The organism is Paenibacillus kribbensis (assembly GCF_002240415.1).
GTDB lineage: Bacteria > Bacillota > Bacilli > Paenibacillales > Paenibacillaceae > Paenibacillus > Paenibacillus kribbensis.
This window is the reverse complement of the sequence record NZ_CP020028.1, coordinates 1,744,309-1,762,017: the sequence shown is the minus strand read 5'-3', so window position 1 is coordinate 1,762,017 and position 17,709 is coordinate 1,744,309. Positions and strand designations below refer to the sequence as shown.

Below are 17,709 nucleotides of genomic sequence, written 5' to 3'. Positions count from 1 at the left end.
AATCGGAATTTAACAGCGATGGTAAGCACCATCCGCCACCGCAGCGGCCTTCAAAGCTCAAAACCTGAATCCGCGCCGCACCTCCACCGCCTATTTTAAATGCATTTTGAATTGCAAAAACAATTCATTATAATGAGCCAGCATCCGCTTGCCGAGATTGTCGTATACCTCCAGCTTGTCGGTAATTTCGGACGGTGGGTAGAAGCGCTCATCGCCAGAAATATCTGCAGGCAGCAGCTTTTTACCGTCTTTGTTAGGAGTAGAGTAGCCTACAAACTCGGCATTTTGAGCGGCTACATCGGGCTGCATCATAAAATTGATGAATTTATGGGCCGCATCCACATGGGTAGCTGTTTTGGGAATAACCATGTTGTCAAACCACAGGTTGGAGCCTTCATCCGGCACGATGTAATCCAGCTTGTCGTTCTGATCCATGATTTCCGACGCATCACCGGACCATACAACCCCCGCAGCAGCTTCCTCATTGGCAAGCAGCATTTTAATCTCGTCACCGACAACGGCCTTGACATTCGGCGCCAACTTCTCCAGCTTCGTCAAAGCTTGCTGCAAATGCGCCTTGTTTGTATCATTTAAGGAATAGTGAAGACTGTTCAGCGACATGCCCATAATCTCCCTGGCTCCATCGACCAGCAGCAAATTGTTGCGCAGCTTCGGGTCCCATAGGCCATCCCAGCTATGAAAATCAACGCCTTTGGTCAGCTCCGGGTTAAACACAATCCCGACCGTACCCCAAAAATACGGGACTGAATATTGGTTATCCGGATCAAACGAAAGGTTTAGAAAATGAGAATCCACATGCTTCAAATTCGGCAGCCTGCTGTGATCCAGCGGAAGCAAAAGGTGCTCCTGCTTCATTTTAGCCAGCGCATACTCCGAAGGAACCGCGACATCAAACGAAGTTCCACCCTGCTCGATTTTCGTCAGCATCGCCTCATTGGAGTCAAACGTCTGATAAATGACGGTAATCCCCGTCTCCTTCTGAAACCTTTCCAGCAGCTCAGGGTCAATGTAGTCTCCCCAGTTGTACACCGTCAGCGTGTTGCCACCGGAATAGCCCTGACTGGAGTTGAGCCATGCCGCCACCCCCATCAGGCTAAACGAGATGATAAAAATGGAGAGAAATACGCGCACAAGCGACTTCATCTAGGTACCCCCATTTCCGCCGCAGGCTCTTTTTTTCCATTACGGTTCGCCTTACGCATAATAAAGTAATAGCCCACCACCAGCAGCACCGTAAACAGGAAAATGAGCGTGGACAACGCATTGATGGACAGGGAAACCCCTTGGCGGGCACGTGAGTAAATTTCCACTGACAAGGTCGAATAGCCGCTGCCTGTCACAAAAAAGGTCACCGCAAAATCATCCAGCGAGTACGTTAACGCCATAAAAAAGCCCGCATAAATCCCTGGCTTGATAAAGGGTAAAATCACCTTGGTCAGCACATCCAGCCGGCTGGCACCCAAATCACGCGCTGCATCAACCAGAGATGGACTCATTTCCTGAAGCCGCGGCAAAATCATAATGACCGCAATCGGTACACTAAATGCAATATGGGATAACAAAACCGAGTAGAAACCCAGCTTGATCCCGGCCATCGTGAACAAAATGAGGAAGGACGCGCCAATAATCACATCAGGGTTCACGATCAGCACATTGTTGAGTGACAAAAGCGTATTTTTGACCCGACGATTCTGCATCTGATGAATAGCCAGCGCGCCCATGATGCCAATAATCGTAGCCAGTGCAGACGACAGCAACGCGATCACCAAGGTGTTAATGACAATAATGATCAGGCGAGTGTCTGCAAACACTTCTTTATAGTATTGGAGCGTAAAGCCTTCAAACTTGTGCATCGTCCCGCCGCTGTTGAAGGAATAGTACATCAGATACAGAATGGGTGCGTACAACACGAGAAAAACGATCACCAAATACATATTCCCGAATCGATTTTTATTTGCCATGTCGTACCCTCCGTTTCGTTCCCGATGTGACCACCATAATGATACCCATCGCCAATATCAGGAACACAGCCACCGTAGAGCCCATCCCCCAATCCTGTGTCACCAGAAAATGCTGCTCAATCGCAGTTCCCAGGGTAATGACACGGTTGCCCGCAATCAGACGGGTGATCATAAATAGCGACAGCGCCGGAATGAACACCGCCATACAGCCGGATCGCACGCCCGAAAGCGTTAGCGGGAAAACAACCCGGCGAAACGCAGTCCATTTGGAGGCTCCCAAATCACGCGCAGCATCCAGCAGTGAAGGGTTTAGCCCTTCCAGTGCGTTAAAGATCGGCAAAATCATAAAAGGCACAAAAATATACACCGACACAAACACAAAGCTGGAACTGGTAAACAAAATTTGCTGACCACCCAATCCAACCATACCTAATACAGCATTCACCGGACCATAGGTACCGAAAATCCCGATAAAAGCATACGTTTTAAGCAGCAGGTTAATCCATGTCGGCAAAATAATGAGCAATAGCCACAGCTGCTTATGCTTGGTTCGTGTGAGCAAATACGCCGCCGGATAAGCCACCAGAAGCGAAAACACCGTGATCAGAAATGCGAACCAAAACGAACTGAGCGTCATACTCAAGTAAACAGGTGTCAGAAACTGTGCATAATTGCTGAATGTGAAATGACCGTCCACATCAAATAAAGAGTAGTAAAACACAAGCACAACTGGTGCTACCACGAACAATACAATCCATAAGTAGTAAGGCAGCAGATACGCTGCTCTTGTATTACCGGACATGCTGCTCCACCTCTTCATAGGCTTCCAGACGCCGATCAAATTCTTCCTCCGTTTCCCCAAAACGCATCACATGAATCGCTTCCGGGTCAAAGTGCAGGCCGATTTCACTACCAAGCTCCGCCTTTTTGGTGGAGTGCACCAGCCATTCCTGCCCCGAATCATCGTAGCAGCTAATCTCATAGTGAACCCCGCGGAATAATTGAGTATCCACCTTTACACGCAGCTTCCCCTCAGCCACACTGGTAATCTCCAAATCCTCCGGCCGGATGACGATTTCGATCGGTTCATTAGGACGCAGCCCACCGTCTACACACTCAAACTGTCGGCCGTTGAATTCCACCTGATAATCGGCAATCATACGTCCAGGGACAATATTGGATTCACCAATGAAATCCGCAACAAACCGATTGATCGGTTCATCATAAATATCATTAGGTGTGCCGCTCTGCTCAATCTTGCCTTTGTTCATGACAAAAATTTCGTCCGACATAGCCAGCGCTTCCTCCTGATCATGCGTAACGAAAATAAAGGTAATTCCAAGGCGCTGCTGCATTTCGCGCAAAATGTACTGCATTTCTGTACGCAGCTTTAAATCCAGCGCAGACAATGGTTCATCCAGCAGCAAAACCTCCGGTTCATTGACGATGGCCCGTGCGATGGCTACACGTTGACGCTGTCCCCCGGACATTTCGGAAATTTCCCGTTCACCGTAGCCCTCCAGATTGACAAAGGACAATGCCTGTGTCACCTTTTCCTGAATGTCTTTTTTGTTCATCTTTTTGATCCGCAGACCAAAAGCGACATTTTCAAACACATTCAGATGCGGGAATAACGCGTAATCCTGAAACACGGTATTGACCTGCCGTTCATTGGCTGGAACACGATTAATGAGCTTGTCATTCAAATAGATGGAGCCTTCCGTCGGCTCTGCAAAGCCTGCAATCATACGCAGAATCGTCGTTTTACCACAGCCGGAAGGACCCAGCAGTGTATAAAATTTACCACGCTCAATCTCAAAGCTGACATTCGCCAGCACCGGGGGATCGTTGTCATATTGCTTGGTCACCCGTTCAAATCGGATGATGGTTTGCTCTCCCATAACACCCTCCTTCAAAGATTCGACTTCATTTCATTCCGATTCTTTCTTTTCATTAAACATATTTATTCAAGCCGTATCATTTTACCCTTGAGACTTCCATGTAAAATAATCTGTCAGCACACGAATGGCTACCTCGATCGCTTCCTCCGCAGGCTCCAGCTTGGCATGGTGCAAGCCATAAGGCGTATCAACACCGAGCCAGAACATCAGGCCCGGAATCCGCTCCAGAAAATATCCGAAATCCTCGCCGGTCATCGCTTCCCCGCATTCAATGAGCTGCACATCCTGCCGATCACTGACCCAGTTCATGAATTCTTCTGTCACCTTGGCTTCATTGTACACTTGCAAATAATTGGAGCCATAATGAATTTCCGCCTGGCATTCAAACCCAGCTTCCATACCGCGCACCAGCGCTTCAATCCGGGATTTAACCAGCTTCATGGTACCCGCTGACAATGTACGAATGGTCCCCTCCAAACGTGCGGTTTCCGCGATAATATTCTGCTTCGTGCCGCCGCTAACCTTACCGACGGTAACGACTGCTGCATCGAGCGGATTTACATTACGAGCTACAATGGTTTGCAGTTGGCCTACCAGCTGACAAGCAGCGACGACCATATCGTTTGCCTTGTGCGGATAAGCAGCGTGCCCACCTGTACCCTTCAGATCGATGAAAAGCTCCGATGTGTTGGCAAATAAAATGCCCGGGCGAGTCGCAATCGTACCGACCGGATACTCCGGTGCCACATGCAGCGCGATAATTTCATCCGGCATCCAGTCTGCCAGTTCTGCGCTGTCACGCATCGGCAACGCTCCGCCCGGCCCTTCCTCGGCAGGTTGAAATATCACAACCAGATCGTCCTTCATGGAATGACTTGCAAAATGAGTGACTATGCCCAGCCCAATCGTCATATGTAAATCGTGTCCGCAAGCATGCATATAGCCGGGATGGGTCGAACGAAAATCATACCCCGTCTCTTCTTCAATCGGTAAGCCGTCCATATCGCAACGATATCCATAGCGGCGTTCGGGAGCCGTTCCATGAATGAACACCAATATACCTGTACGCCATGTACGAATTTCCAGACGCTCCTGAGGGAGCGTTCCCAAATAATTCAACAAATATTGCTGTGTTTTATATTCCTCAAAACCTGGTTCGGGAATCTGATGTAAATCCCTCCGTATTTGGACAAAAGAACGGTAATCGACTGTACTCATTTTGTTGCTCCGCCTCCTTTTTCTAGTTCACCAGCTTTTATCCGGCAAAAGAATAAAAGGACAAAAGCCCGGCGCAGCCGCCGAGCCTTGTCCGTTGTGCTTCGTCCCTAAATTGTGTGTCAGTACATCTCATCTCTGACAAGGAATCGTTCACCTTTGGTACATTCAAAAACGTTTCTCTTACAGAACGCGTAGCTCTTTCAAAATCTCAGTTTTGGATTTCGTCTTGTCGTCGACCTGTTTGATCACACGTGCTGGTGTACCAGCAACCACGGAGTATGGAGGCACATCTTCCGTTACGACAGCTCCGGCTGCAACAACCGCACCTTTACCGATTCGTACGCCTTCCAATACGACTGAATTTGCACCGATCAATACTTCATCTTCTACGATAACAGGCTGTGCGGACGGTGGTTCAATGACACCCGCTAGGACAACGCCTGCACCAATATGGCACATGTTGCCGACTTTAACACGACCGCCAAGTACAGCATTCATATCAATCATCGTGCCTTCACCAATCGTAACACCGATGTTAATCACTGCGCCCATCATAATGACTGCATTATTGCCGATACCGACCATATCGCGAATATACGCACCTGGCTCAATACGTGCATTGATGCCCTTCAGATCAAGCATAGGCACTGCAGAGTTACGGCGGTCATTTTCCACCACATAGTCTTCTTCTTTAGCGTTTGCGCTGTCCAGTACAGGCTTGATGTCTGCCCAATCGCCAAATACAACACCACTGTCCCCGGAAATAAAAGCTTGCACATTCTCGCCAAAGGTTGCGGAAGCCAAAGCTCCTTTTACATATACTTTAACAGGCGTCTTTTTCTTGCTGTTTTTAATTACGTTGATGACTTCTTGTGTATTCATTTCGATGGACATAGTAAATCGAACAACTCCTTTATCACTTCATACGACTTCGCAAGCCGGAATGATCTTATTCTCTCATCCTTTATAGCACAAAAGTGCAGGTCTCGCAATTACAGAATAGATCTTCAGAGCGCTAACCTAGTACCTACAATAACAAGTTTCAGCAGTTTGACTGCTTTGATTCATCATTGTAAGCCAGCGACCGCCCGACATCAAAACAGGGTTATTTATTAGCTTGCAAGCTCTCCAGCGATGTATAAATGAAGGATTCAAAACCTTCGGCAGCTTCCCCTTGGGGAATGTTCACTTTCACAATGAAAGCCCCCGTTGTATTTTCCACAACAATATATTGTTGTGTGACCTTCGAACCGCTTGCTTGCAAGAACAGACGGCTGCTGGACAGCGCTTGAGGCACTGTTGCTTTGTCCAGTTTTTGTACCTTGCCTATCGAAGCCAGATCCTTCTTGCCTTCTTTTTGAAGCTCATCCAGGTTAAAATCCGTAGGCAGCTTCGTAATCTCAGCATAATAGTTATCATCTACCGCTAAGGCGACACGGTTTTGGTCGGGGAACAGGGACATCGGATCAAACACATACAACGAATAGCCCTCTCCTTGTGCCAATGTAGCCGTCTGCGTTTCCTTTTTGCCTTCAAGGGTAAGCTCAAAGGCTTGCGTTTTCGAGCGTTCCCTGTCTGCTGCTTGGCTTGAGCCTCCGGTGTCTTTGTCCCCGCCTGCTGCTTGACTGGAACCCTCGTTTTCCTTGCCCCCGGTTGCTGCTTCTGTTTTTTGTATTTTCGTTAAAATGAGCTGCTTCGCAGTTGTGTCCCCCTCAACAGCCTTTTCACTATATTCAAACGATACTGAATCGCCTTCCTCAAGTCCGGCCACTACCTTGTCCAGTCCATCTCCCAGTTGGAAGGATTGGGCTTCACCATTGATTTCAATTTCAACCGTATGCGGATCAGCGGCTCCGTTGTATACGCCTGTGCCTTGTTTGACCTCCGGCTCAGCGACCGGGTTCACTTGCGGTTGTTGCGTTTGCGGTTGGTTTGCACCCTGAGGTGTAGTGTTATTCGTTTGCGGTTTCGTTCCACAGGCTGACAGGGCCAGCACTGCCACTACAGTCAATAGTATGATTGAAAATGTGTTGTTTTTTTTCATAAAATCCACCTCCATTAAGATAGACGAGTTTGTGCGGCAAAAGTTCTACGCCACAGCACACTTAAAATACTTCCAATAAAAGCCCTTCTCCTGCTCCCGTTTTTTTAAATTCTCAGGTGGTTGCAAAATCCTCATACCACGCAGATGTCAGGTACGGTATAATGGGCTGTATCAACTAATTTTTGAGATACTCTTTTCAAAACACTTTTTCAAAATACCCATGGAAGGAAGCAAAAGAAGGAAGCAAATAGCCTGAATTCCTTCCGTACGGATGGAGCTGCATATGAATCAAGCACACAAAACGTCATTTTCTTTTGAATTACTGTACATCGTAGGCATTATCGCTATATCGTTCTCCTCAATCTTCGTCAGATGGTCTGAAGCCGAGGTGTCCGTCATCGCTATGTACCGTTTGTACCTGACCAACCTCGTCATGCTGCCGTTGGTCTGGAAATACCGCGCCGAGCTATTCAGCCTCACTCGCAAGCAGTGGATACTAATCCTCTGGTCCGGTATCGCATTAGGGCTGCATTTCTTGCTCTGGATGGGCTCACTGCGACTGACCACCGTTGCAAGCTCTACCGTTATTATGACATTGGAGCCGATCCTTGTCATGCTCGGTTCTTTTTTGTTTTTCCGGACAGGCACCAATCGCGCAATGCTCATCGGAATGGGTATGGCCTTTATCGGCTCATTGGCCATCGGGGCCGGGGATTTTCACGTCTCGGGACAAGCACTGCTTGGAGACGCATTGTCCTTCTTGGGTATGGTAGCCGTTTCCATCCATATGCTAATGGGCAAACATCTACGCGAGCATTTGAGCGCTTTTGTGTATAACTTTTGGGTATTCGCCATCGCCGCCACATCGCTTGCGTTGTATAATGTGGTCAATGCCATTCCTTTTACCGGATACGCTCCACGGGAATGGGGACTGTTCCTGCTGCTCGCGATTGTACCCACATTGTTCGGACATTACCTGTTTAACTGGCTGCTCAAATACATTACCGCCACCGCGGTGTCGATGGCGGTACTCGGTGAGCCCGTTATTTCTTCCCTGCTAGCTTGGGTGCTGCTGGGAGAAAGACTATCAGCCTTGCAATTTGGTGCAGGCTTCTTCATCCTGCTGGGGGTATGGATTTTTATTCGCTACGGAACGGATTTTAAAAAGCCAGTCGTCCACCAAAGTGAACTGTCTACCACGGAGCATCCCCTGAAGGCCAGTTCTTAGCTTATTTACCCCATTTTCATAATCCATACTCAACTCGTACATGAAAGGATTTTGCAAAAGTCCTCATATCATTATTGAAAAAAGAAAGGCGGAATCCTCTATGAAATCCATCGTATCCAAACGCTGGCTACTGGCCCGCTTGTATGAGCCAGACATTATCATTGCCGACTGCCGTTCCCTGCTCGGACAAGCAGGAGCGGGACGGGCTCAATTTAATGAAGACCATATTCCAGGGGCGATTCACTTCGATTTGGAAGAAGACCTCACAGCCCCTCTTGGCGAGCATGGCGGTCGCCATCCATTACCTGATGCGGATACACTTGCCGCACGTCTGAGTCGTGCCGGAATCAACGCAACTTCACGCATCATCGCTTACGATGACCAAGGCGGTATGATGGCCTCCCGCTTCTGGTGGCTGCTGCGCTATCTCGGGCATGAACAGGTATATGTGCTGGAAGAAGGCTACAGCGCTTGGAAGGCAGCGAAGTTCCCCGTTACGGCAGACCGGCCGATTCGCATACCAAGTACATTCACCCCGAATGTACAGGCGCAAATGCTCACAAATATGAAAGAGGTGCAGCGTGTGTCTGCAGGCTCCGTTCCCACTGGCACTTATATATTGATCGACTCAAGAGAGCGGCCACGCTACCTCGGGCTGGAAGAACCTATAGATACAGCAGCAGGACATATCCCCGGTGCGGTGAATTTCTTTTGGAAAGAAGTATTAGACGCAAAAGGCAGCTTTAAAAATGGAGAACAATTGCAAGAGCACTTTGCCAACCTTGACCCAAATGCAGAAATCATCGTGTATTGCGGTTCCGGCGTATCCGCCTGCCCCAATGTACTGGCCCTGAATGAAGCTGGCTTTAGTAAGGTGCGTTTATATCCGGGAAGCTGGAGCGATTGGATCAGTTATGAGGAAAATCCGGTAGCGACCGAGGAAGAATAAAAAGTTTTCAACGAATATACAGGTTCTAAGGAAATACACTGCCTTAAGCGATTGCGGCTTACGGCAGTGTATTTGCTTTGTTCAAAAGTCAACAAAAAATCAACTTGAGCTGAGTAAAGCAACCTTCTTCAGAACTCCAAAGCTGACTTTTTTCTACGTTCTGACAATTGGTCCATGGGCGTCATCGCTGTATAATATCCAGCAAGGGTCTTTAAAACCGCTACAGGAGGTCACCTGTTACGATTCCGGAAGCCGTGTGTGGTGTGGAGATATATACTTTGCCGCCCAACATTTCTCTTACCAAGGGCAAAGCCCGCAGTGTAAATACAATGTTAACTGAAGTTCCCGTCTTCTTCGAAATACTTCCATAACTTTCTTATTTCATAATCCATTGTTTCATCCGATCTCTCATAGTGCCAGCAATCTCTTTGTCTCTCTTGTTAATCCATTCATATAATGGGCCCTCAATAAACCCCTGTATTTCTTTTCGTGTTTTATTTAGACTGTCTATTAGTTCTTTATGTGAATATTGTATGTGGAAATTAACATTACTATCGATTGTTTCTTGATCATCTTGCCAAACACATACTTGATCACCGATATATGTAATAACCGGGGTAGGATCATGTCCCATCCATGGACTTTGTTTATTTAAAATAGAATCAATAACATTAGAGAAATCTTCTAACCCACAGCAACAGCTTGGTAATATATATTTACTCTCATCTTCAAAGAAAGCGATTCCTCCTGAAATAACGACTTCTTCTTGCTTCAGTAATTCATTGAAAGACAAACAAAATGATTGTTCTATATTGATATGATTGTAACCAAATAGAAGAATTAAAAATAATTCAACATCTTGCTCACTTGATTCAGCAGATAGGAAGATAATTTCTTCTCGAGTAACCTCGTTCGTGATCCATTCGGGCTTATCATAATATGGTTCAATTATTACTGGTCTAGTGTAAGACATTGTTGATTCCCCTTACTTTTGTTTATCTTGCAGGATTTCAATTAACGTTTCTGTATTCACGAACCTGTAGGGTTGTCTCCTGAAATACCTCACTGAAATGCATCTCGCAGACCAAGGCTCCGTTAGGAGCCGCAGCTTGAATATTACGTTATCTGCTGTTGCTACTACTTAGAATCAGCATCTAATTTATTAATCTGGTGTGTATTTTCTATTCTTAGTTTTTCTATGTGTTCATTAATCATGCTTCGCCCTTCAATTGAATTGAGAAATTCTCTGACTTCATTATTTATTGTCTTTCTCCTATTATATAAAATGGTTTGTACTCTTTCGGTCTTAAACCCAATTAGTGTTATCGCTATGCCTAAGCTAATTAATGTAAATGCATCGCTAAATGTATTAACTTCTTTGACAGATATATTGATCTTTAAATTGGGCAAAACGATTATAGCCATCACAGCACACCCAAGAAATATAGAACGTAGGCTGAATAGAAATTTACTTAGCTTTACTCCTTTCTTTATCCATATGCCTTCAACAATAAATTCCAGTAAGTCATATAGTATAAGAAAGAATGCTGCGATTGAGATATATAACAACCATTTTCCAGTAGCATTCATAAAAGGGGTTAGTCTTAAAACTGATAAAATAATAAAACCAACTCCAGTTATCTTAGTGAAAGTTGTGGTCAAGATACGTTCCCCCTATTATACCTTTTAGGCTTTGGCAATTGAAAATAACCTTTCTGTATTCACGAACCTGAGAGGGTTAAGCCACACGAACGGCGGATGGCTCCGCCACTTAGCCTTACAGGGTTGTTTGCCTGATTTCGCTTCTCGAAATGCCTCGGGCAGACCAAGGACAGTCAGGCCAGCAGTGAGAATACTTACTTTGTTATCTGCTGTCAAGTCCGTCCCTGTATTCCCTTGCGCTTTCTTTGTTTTTTACGCTTCTGTAAGGAAAAAACTTATTTTGCTTCATTTTATACTCATTCAGTTCAATTATTAAAGAATCTTTGAAATATACTATACTAGCCCCATCCCATTCATATTCTTGAGCATCGTATAAACACTTGAATCTCCATTCAACAAACGCTGCTTCACTTGCTTCATCAAATCCTATTTCTTTGATTTCCCAGCAATCAACCTTATTATCACTGTTATTCCATTGAGTGAACCAGTTTACTAATTCATTTTTTCCTTCCATGACTGCACCGGTACATTCCTTTATAATAGCTGCATCATGTACAACCTTACCAAACATTTCAATGTCTTTCTTAATCCATGATTCAAAGTATTTACCAATTATTCTAAATGCTTGATTTCGATTCAAAGAAACTCCTCCCCTGAATTGCTAGGTTACATTCATTACCTTGATTATAGATAACGTTTCTATATCTATGACAGAACCCGACCTTAGATAGCTCTTATCTTAGGTCGGGTCCTGTGTTGTCTGAATATGCTTCTGTGCGTGACACCTGATAACCAAGGGGCCAATACCCCACAGCATAGTTGCATTGCTATATGATTTCGACGACATCTTCGATTTTACTAACTTTATTCTTTCTCAAAAGTCATATACGTAATTCTAATGTTTTCAAGTCAATAATAAAATTTTGTTGTTTCAGAATATCCAGTCCAAGTAGCCCTTTATGATCTTTAGGCAGTATGCCTACATCTATTTCTATATTTTCAATGCTGCTTGTACCTATTTCAATCCTGTCCATAATCTTTGTGTAGAATGGAATGCTTCCGCCGATCCCATATGCTTCATATATTGAATCCCCTGTTTCGTAAGTCACACCGATATTCTCTAAGATATCAGGACTAATTATAGTATGGGAAGATCCTGTATCTATAATTACATCATCTATTCTCAAATCTCTTCCTCTGAATGTTACAGTAAGTGACGTCATAATTAATTGTCCGTCATAGTTAATTCTCATCACTATTACGTCTCACTCTCATTAATGGATCCCTGCGAAGATGAATCACAAAATCTTGATTTGAAGTATGGTACACTAAATTCCCAGGCTTTGCTTGAAAAAACTCTTTATTAGCATCTTCTTCTGATATTGTGCGAATCGGTGCAACTTCATCTACTATTTTTTTGTTGCCTTCCTCATGATAATTAAGTATGGAAACCAGAACAAATTGGTCAGGGAATAATTCTCTTACTTCTTGCCATTTCATTCGTTCTACCTCCTACAATTTCGTCCTATTCCTTCTTTCTATTTTGATTTTATCATACTTATAGTCGTGCGTTCGCAATATATCTTTTGTATTTGAACCCCCTTTTTATTATCCGCCGATTTCATATAACGTTTCTGTATTCATGAACCCCGGAGGGGTTGTCTGCCGAATGCCTCCCCGTGATCCTTCCAGCAGACCAAGACTCCGTAAGGAGCCACTGCTTGAATATTGTGTTATACGATAATTGTGTCCTCCCTGATTAAGGCACAAAAAATAAGTTTATAAAGTCTTTTCAAAAATGTATAAGTCACCTTCTTCTCTAACTTTAGTAAACCCACACTTTGAATAGAAGTGATGATTCTTGACACTCCAGTTAGGAGTATCCAGCCACCATTCAGTGCTGTCTGGAAATTTATTTTCAATTTTCTCCATCACCTTCGTTCCGATTCCTTGATTTTTAAAATTTGGATCAATAAAGATTCTTCCTAGATTATGCACTTGATTGCATTCTACAAATATCATAGCTCCCCCTATTATTTCTCCATTAAAGAGTACCTTGAAATATTCGCAATTTTGCATCATCTCTTCTTGCTAACTTATGGAATCATATCCTATTGGCCCAACGGCTTCGTTATTATTAAAATGCTTTGATTCATCCTCAAAACTGGCCTTTTGTATTTCAGCAAGTTTTTGTGCATCATTTTTTCTAGCTTTTTCTAATGTCTGCACCAAACATACCTCCATTGTCTTTTTATTTTTTTATTTTTTTCCTTGCACAGGTTTCGTCTAACGTTGTCGTATTCGCGACGTCCATTCCCCTTTGATAGTTCCTATCTTAGGGGAATGGATGTATCTGCCTGGCTCTTCTTCTTCGAAAAAACTTCTGGCAGATCAAGGGGCCAACGGCCACAGCGCGAATATTATGTTATAGGATGTCAGCACCTTATTCGAAATACAAAATCATTTTTTAACTATCGTTTCCCGTTAACATCATTCTATGTCTGCTGAGGCGCTCCTGGTGGATAATAATTATTTAGTAACATTACAGTTATGAAATACGTCGTAGGTTAGGATTTCTTGTACGACCCCTTACAATTATTCACCACCACCTGTAATTTGCTCTTTGCCATTGTTCATAATGTATTTGATTCAAATCAAAACATCTTACATAATTGTCCAATCATTATCTTTGTGTCCAACATATCATGGAGATATCAAACAAGAGGAGTTGATATTTTGTGGTACGTATTCTTGATAAAGCTGCCGTACAACCGCGCCGTAGATTCAACTTAGCAAACTCATTTACTATCCGACGTTCACCAGCAAGATCTCTCCTGGCAACAATCACTTTACGGATTCCAGTCAATTCTCAACCTAATCGGGTAGATTTAGTAGCAACTGTGGGTGTTCGAGGTGTCACTGGCATTGCGCAAATACTCTTTAGAATCTTCCGCGATGGAAGAGAGATTTTCAACACCCAACAAGGTATCGAATCTGCTGGTTCTGAACAAAATTATGCAGTTACGTTCCAGGCGGAAGATAGAAATGTAAAAGCCGGTGCCCATGTTTACACAGTCACAGCAGAAAACCTTACTGCAAAAACAAGAGCCGATGTTGTTGGGCCTGTATCGTTTAGTGGGTTAGCCGTTAAAACGAGAACCTAATACCATATTTGCAATTTTCAGCACTTGAATGATAGACCTGTAAAAAACCTCAATTTTGAGAGAATATGTTCTCCAAAATGGAAAAAGAGATAGAAAAGTAATAAGCAGCTCGTTCCTCGTCAGAGGATGGGCTGCTTTTGCTCATTTCCACTAAGCATAACTACACGTTAGTTTAATTCATCAATTAATTTCTTGCGCTGATTTCCTATAACTTTTCTGTATTCACGAACCCCGAAGGGGGTGTCTGCTGAAATGCCTCTTCGAAATCCTTCCCGCAGACCAAGGCACCAAAGGAGCCGCTGCTTGAATATTATGTTATATGACGGAATCGCTTCTTCACTACTGGTTTTCTTCGGGTACATACTCAATTAAATCTGATAATTTGCAGTTAAATGTATCGCATAGCTTGAATAAAGTTTCCAGCTTTGTTGTTTCTATATTCGTTTCCCTATACAACTTGTTGATTGAATTCCGACTTAAGCCCGATTTCGCCATCAATTCTGTTATATCATCTATTCGATGTTCTGCCATGAGTTCTCGTATATTGCACTTGATTACGTTCATTTTTTCCCCTCCATAATTCTATCTTATCTCCCATAGCAGCAATCATAAACGAAAAGCGAAGTTTTAACTCTATAAAGTCAAATATTCACCTTGCAATTAACTTTATAAGGTTATATAATAACTCTATAGAGTTAATTAGAGGAGGAATAACATATGATTAATACATTAGAATCATTAACAGAGCCGCTTATAAGAATACGTTTAGAATTACTCTATACTGAGCTTCTGGAGTGTCATAAGGAGTACACTCAGCTTTCTTCGGAGACAGATCAATATTTTAAAACGCTTCGTGATGCTTTGCCCGATCAACTTCAACATACGGTTTTTCTTTACGAAGACGCCCAAATTTCTCTCCAATCCATCCTAGAAAGAAGTATCTACATACAAGGTTTCAAAGATGCTCTACAACTATTAAGTGAATTGCAAAATTCTAGTATTTAGAGGGTCATATGACCCTCTTTTTCTATTGTTCTTGATTCTGTCGTATAACGTTCCTGTATTTAAGACATCCGACAATGTCGGATATGTCTGCTGAAAATCATCTTCCAAATCCATCCCGCAGACCAAGGCTCCGTTAGGAGCCGCTGCTTGAATATGATGTTATACGCTGTACCTGACTTCTTCGAATAGTCATTCACTTTGGCTTCTATACTTGTATATCTTCTCCAGTGACATGTACTCTTCTTTATTGAAAATCATTATTGGAACGTTATCTATCCATTCAATTCCTATTTCTAAAAACTTTTTCTTATCTATCACTTCTTTAGGATTATTCCTATCTATTCCGATTCGATTCCACTTTATTTGATTGTTTGTCGTTTCTACTTCTGCAACGATGATTGTACATGAAAAATCACAATCATCCGGACACATTAATATAGGTAATATCTTTGTTTTATCCGTCGAGTCATATACGTACTCTACCAATTTCGACTCTTCATCTAAATTCATCCAATCAACGATCATTGGAATTAGCCCTGGTATGAAATCATTCGGATAATATTCACCAAAAAATTGATCCAAGGGCTTATCGTCTATTAGTATAGTTGGATGAGCATCTTTTAAATACTTACTATTCTGATTCTCAACCGATATTTTATTTATTATTTCTTTCATCTCCCTAGCTAGAGGTACTCTCAATGATTCTATCTAGGTAATTGCGTATAACGTTCCTGTATTCACGACCTCAGCGCACGCTGAGGTGTTCGGCGAATGCCGGACCCAGGACGAAAGTCCGCAACGTGAATATATTGTTATGCGAAGGAACTTTCTTCTTAGAATTATCTGTTGTTACTTTTCATTTCCTTTTATTGCTTTTGTAAATTCAATTAAATTTTGGATCAATTCTGGATCAAAGTCTTTAGTTGACTGAGAAATAAACGAAGAGCCATTATCAATATTCCAATGTTGAAACGCCTCTTTTATTTCATTCCATTCGGCTTTTTCACCATATGCTTTCAAATAAAATTTTCCAAAAGATATTGCATGAATTCGATCAGCATTTCTTAATGCTTCTACCATAAACGATTTCCCTAAAATAAATGACAATCTAGCCAATGCAATAATTAAACTAATAGTCAAAATATTCAGCAAAGAAAATTCAATATATTTATACACCGTGGTATCTACATAAAATTTTAACAAAGTATTTCCTCGTGCAAGAGCCAAAATTATACATCCTATCAAACTGAAACAAGATACTATATAACAACCATATGCAATTAAATTATACTTTCTCTCCTTTTTCTCTAATGTGTTTAGTGAATCATGAATATATTGTTCGGCAGATGATTCTACTTTAGCACTCGACTCTTTCTTTTCATCAGCTTTTGCTATTAATTCGCCTGTTATTCCTGCAATAGAATCTTTTATTTTATACATCGTTAAATCCAGATTATCTCGATCAGCCCTTAATGCTAAGATATGTTTTAATGGATCGGGGATTGGAACATCATCAAAGATGATAGGAAGAATCTTGGGTTTTCCTCGTTCTTTCATGTAAGCTAGGGAAGCGTGTAATTCTGACATAACATTATCGCTTCTAATTGAATTTTTTGTAATCAATATTACTACTGCATCAGAATTCCTAAGCCCATTATTCAAAACCGTCTGCCAATCATCTCCGATTTTCAAATCCAAAACATCTACAGATACTCGAATATCAAAATCTCTTAATTTATTTATAAATGCACTGGCTAATTCTCTATCTATATTAGAATAAGAAATAAAGATATTGATCATGTATGTAATACCTGCCTTTATTATTTTTTGTAGTTCTTTCGCATAACATTTCTGTATTCATGAACCCCGTCAGGGGTTGTCTGCTGAAATTCCTCTCCGAAATCCATCAAGCAGACCAAAGCTCCGGCAGGAGAAGCAGCATGAATATTATATTATGTTATGTGATGTCCATGCCCTCTCAAAATTAACCATCAAATAGGTTTTCAATATTTTTCCTATCTGTGTTTTCTTTGTCGTCTCTCCATAAGTATCTAATAAATGTCTCTTTATCAAACCACAAACATAGGTTTATATAATTCATATCTTTCTTAGTATAATCACTGAAATTCCTTATTTTTAAATACTCTCCGCTCTCTAATAAAGCATGTCCAGTCAGGCTAATAAATAAATCGTGACAATCCTTCATAGTATCAAAATTAACAATGGCTAGGATATTAGGTACTTGATTATGAGGATTAATACTTTCAAATTGCTTTGCAGCTGTATGAAAATGTCTTGTAATTGCATTGTATGTCGAATCATTTTTGTAACCTTCGAAATCGTCTTTATCTAAGGTTTTTTCTTCACAATAAAAGACTAACTTACCGTTCTTATATACTTCAAAATCAGGTGTTTTGCTTTGAGATTCAGGTATCTTATTCACTTGAAACCCTCTGTTTTCCAGGAAATTCCTCACTATTGTTTCTCCTAATTCAGCCATTTTTATTCTCCTTCCACTGGGATTTCACATAACGTTCCCGTATTCACGACCCAGCG

At 42.5% G+C, this 17,709-nt stretch carries 20 protein-coding genes and 1 pseudogene; 4 read left to right on the top strand and 17 right to left on the bottom strand.

What is annotated here, in order from left to right:
• Positions 1–90: 90 nt before the first annotated feature.
• From B4V02_RS07855 to B4V02_RS07825, 7 genes are all read right to left on the bottom strand, one after another.
• Complete coding sequence (locus B4V02_RS07855; protein ID WP_094154377.1) at positions 91–1,164, bottom strand: ABC transporter substrate-binding protein; 1,074 nt, start codon at positions 1,162–1,164, stop codon at positions 91–93.
• On the bottom strand, positions 1,161–1,982 hold the full coding sequence (locus B4V02_RS07850) for an ABC transporter permease (RefSeq protein ID WP_094154376.1): 822 nt from the start codon (positions 1,980–1,982) through the stop codon (positions 1,161–1,163). Before B4V02_RS07850 ends, B4V02_RS07855 begins: the two co-directional genes overlap by 4 nt.
• The gene (locus B4V02_RS07845) at positions 1,972–2,784 is read right to left on the bottom strand and encodes an ABC transporter permease (protein WP_094154375.1); all 813 of its coding nucleotides are present in this window, start codon (positions 2,782–2,784) and stop codon (positions 1,972–1,974) included. The genes B4V02_RS07850 and B4V02_RS07845 overlap by 11 nt, the downstream gene beginning before the upstream one ends.
• Complete coding sequence (locus tag B4V02_RS07840; protein WP_010345229.1) at positions 2,774–3,883, bottom strand: ABC transporter ATP-binding protein; 1,110 nt, start codon at positions 3,881–3,883, stop codon at positions 2,774–2,776. The genes B4V02_RS07845 and B4V02_RS07840 overlap by 11 nt, the downstream gene beginning before the upstream one ends.
• 81 nt (positions 3,884–3,964) lie before the next feature.
• Positions 3,965–5,101, bottom strand: a complete 1,137-nt coding sequence (locus B4V02_RS07835) for an N-acetyldiaminopimelate deacetylase (RefSeq protein WP_094154374.1) — start codon at positions 5,099–5,101, stop codon at positions 3,965–3,967.
• 180 nt (positions 5,102–5,281) lie between these two features.
• Positions 5,282–5,995 (bottom strand): 2,3,4,5-tetrahydropyridine-2,6-dicarboxylate N-acetyltransferase, encoded by a 714-nt coding sequence (gene dapD / locus B4V02_RS07830; RefSeq protein WP_094154373.1) that lies wholly within the window; start codon positions 5,993–5,995, stop codon positions 5,282–5,284.
• A gap of 211 nt (positions 5,996–6,206) precedes the next feature.
• Positions 6,207–7,145 carry a hypothetical protein gene (locus B4V02_RS07825; protein ID WP_094154372.1) on the bottom strand — a complete coding sequence of 313 codons (939 nt, stop codon included), beginning with the start codon at positions 7,143–7,145 and terminating at the stop codon, positions 6,207–6,209.
• 283 nt (positions 7,146–7,428) lie between these two features.
• On the opposite strand from B4V02_RS07825, the gene B4V02_RS07820 reads away from it, so the two are divergent.
• Positions 7,429–8,373, top strand: a complete 945-nt coding sequence (locus tag B4V02_RS07820; RefSeq protein ID WP_094156965.1) for a DMT family transporter — start codon at positions 7,429–7,431, stop codon at positions 8,371–8,373.
• Positions 8,374–8,473: 100 nt separating this feature from the next.
• Complete coding sequence (locus B4V02_RS07815; RefSeq protein ID WP_094154371.1) at positions 8,474–9,322, top strand: sulfurtransferase; 849 nt, start codon at positions 8,474–8,476, stop codon at positions 9,320–9,322.
• A gap of 376 nt (positions 9,323–9,698) precedes the next feature.
• Here the strand turns inward: B4V02_RS07815 and B4V02_RS07810 are convergent, their stop codons facing one another.
• From B4V02_RS07810 to B4V02_RS07785, 6 genes and pseudogenes are all read right to left on the bottom strand, one after another.
• Positions 9,699–10,295: a hypothetical protein gene (locus tag B4V02_RS07810; RefSeq protein ID WP_094154370.1), complete on the bottom strand. Its 597-nt coding sequence runs from the start codon at positions 10,293–10,295 to the stop codon at positions 9,699–9,701.
• 164 nt (positions 10,296–10,459) lie between these two features.
• On the bottom strand, positions 10,460–10,984 hold the full coding sequence (locus B4V02_RS07805; protein WP_094154369.1) for a hypothetical protein: 525 nt from the start codon (positions 10,982–10,984) through the stop codon (positions 10,460–10,462).
• Between the two features lie 202 nt (positions 10,985–11,186).
• Entirely contained in the window at positions 11,187–11,624 is a 438-nt protein-coding gene (locus tag B4V02_RS07800; protein WP_094154368.1) for a nuclear transport factor 2 family protein, read from the bottom strand.
• 241 nt (positions 11,625–11,865) lie between these two features.
• Positions 11,866–12,237 (bottom strand): retropepsin-like aspartic protease, encoded by a 372-nt coding sequence (locus B4V02_RS07795; protein ID WP_094154367.1) that lies wholly within the window; start codon positions 12,235–12,237, stop codon positions 11,866–11,868.
• Positions 12,227–12,484: a hypothetical protein gene (locus B4V02_RS07790; protein ID WP_094154366.1), complete on the bottom strand. Its 258-nt coding sequence runs from the start codon at positions 12,482–12,484 to the stop codon at positions 12,227–12,229. Before B4V02_RS07790 ends, B4V02_RS07795 begins: the two co-directional genes overlap by 11 nt.
• 279 nt (positions 12,485–12,763) lie before the next feature.
• A pseudogene (locus tag B4V02_RS07785) lies at positions 12,764–13,213 on the bottom strand (GNAT family N-acetyltransferase).
• A 509-nt stretch (positions 13,214–13,722) separates the two neighbouring features.
• Here B4V02_RS07785 and B4V02_RS07780 point away from each other — a divergent pair.
• The gene (locus B4V02_RS07780) at positions 13,723–14,148 is read left to right on the top strand and encodes an exosporium protein C (protein ID WP_094154365.1); all 426 of its coding nucleotides are present in this window, start codon (positions 13,723–13,725) and stop codon (positions 14,146–14,148) included.
• 339 nt (positions 14,149–14,487) lie between these two features.
• Here the strand turns inward: B4V02_RS07780 and B4V02_RS07775 are convergent, their stop codons facing one another.
• Complete coding sequence (locus tag B4V02_RS07775) at positions 14,488–14,712, bottom strand: helix-turn-helix domain-containing protein (protein WP_010345209.1); 225 nt, start codon at positions 14,710–14,712, stop codon at positions 14,488–14,490.
• A gap of 153 nt (positions 14,713–14,865) precedes the next feature.
• On the opposite strand from B4V02_RS07775, the gene B4V02_RS07770 reads away from it, so the two are divergent.
• On the top strand, positions 14,866–15,153 hold the full coding sequence (locus B4V02_RS07770; protein ID WP_094154364.1) for a DUF6809 family protein: 288 nt from the start codon (positions 14,866–14,868) through the stop codon (positions 15,151–15,153).
• 189 nt (positions 15,154–15,342) lie between these two features.
• Here B4V02_RS07770 and B4V02_RS07765 read toward each other — a convergent pair whose 3' ends face one another.
• The 3 genes from B4V02_RS07765 to B4V02_RS07755 all read right to left on the bottom strand — a co-directional run bounded on the left by B4V02_RS07765 (position 15,343) and on the right by B4V02_RS07755 (position 17,653).
• A complete protein-coding gene (locus tag B4V02_RS07765) occupies positions 15,343–15,828 on the bottom strand; it encodes a hypothetical protein (RefSeq protein ID WP_094154363.1) in 486 nt (161 codons plus the stop codon).
• A gap of 174 nt (positions 15,829–16,002) precedes the next feature.
• Positions 16,003–16,953, bottom strand: coding sequence for a toll/interleukin-1 receptor domain-containing protein (locus B4V02_RS07760; protein ID WP_094154362.1), 951 nt, complete (start codon positions 16,951–16,953; stop codon positions 16,003–16,005).
• Between the two features lie 184 nt (positions 16,954–17,137).
• Positions 17,138–17,653 (bottom strand): hypothetical protein, encoded by a 516-nt coding sequence (locus B4V02_RS07755; protein ID WP_094154361.1) that lies wholly within the window; start codon positions 17,651–17,653, stop codon positions 17,138–17,140.
• Positions 17,654–17,709 lie beyond the last annotated feature (56 nt).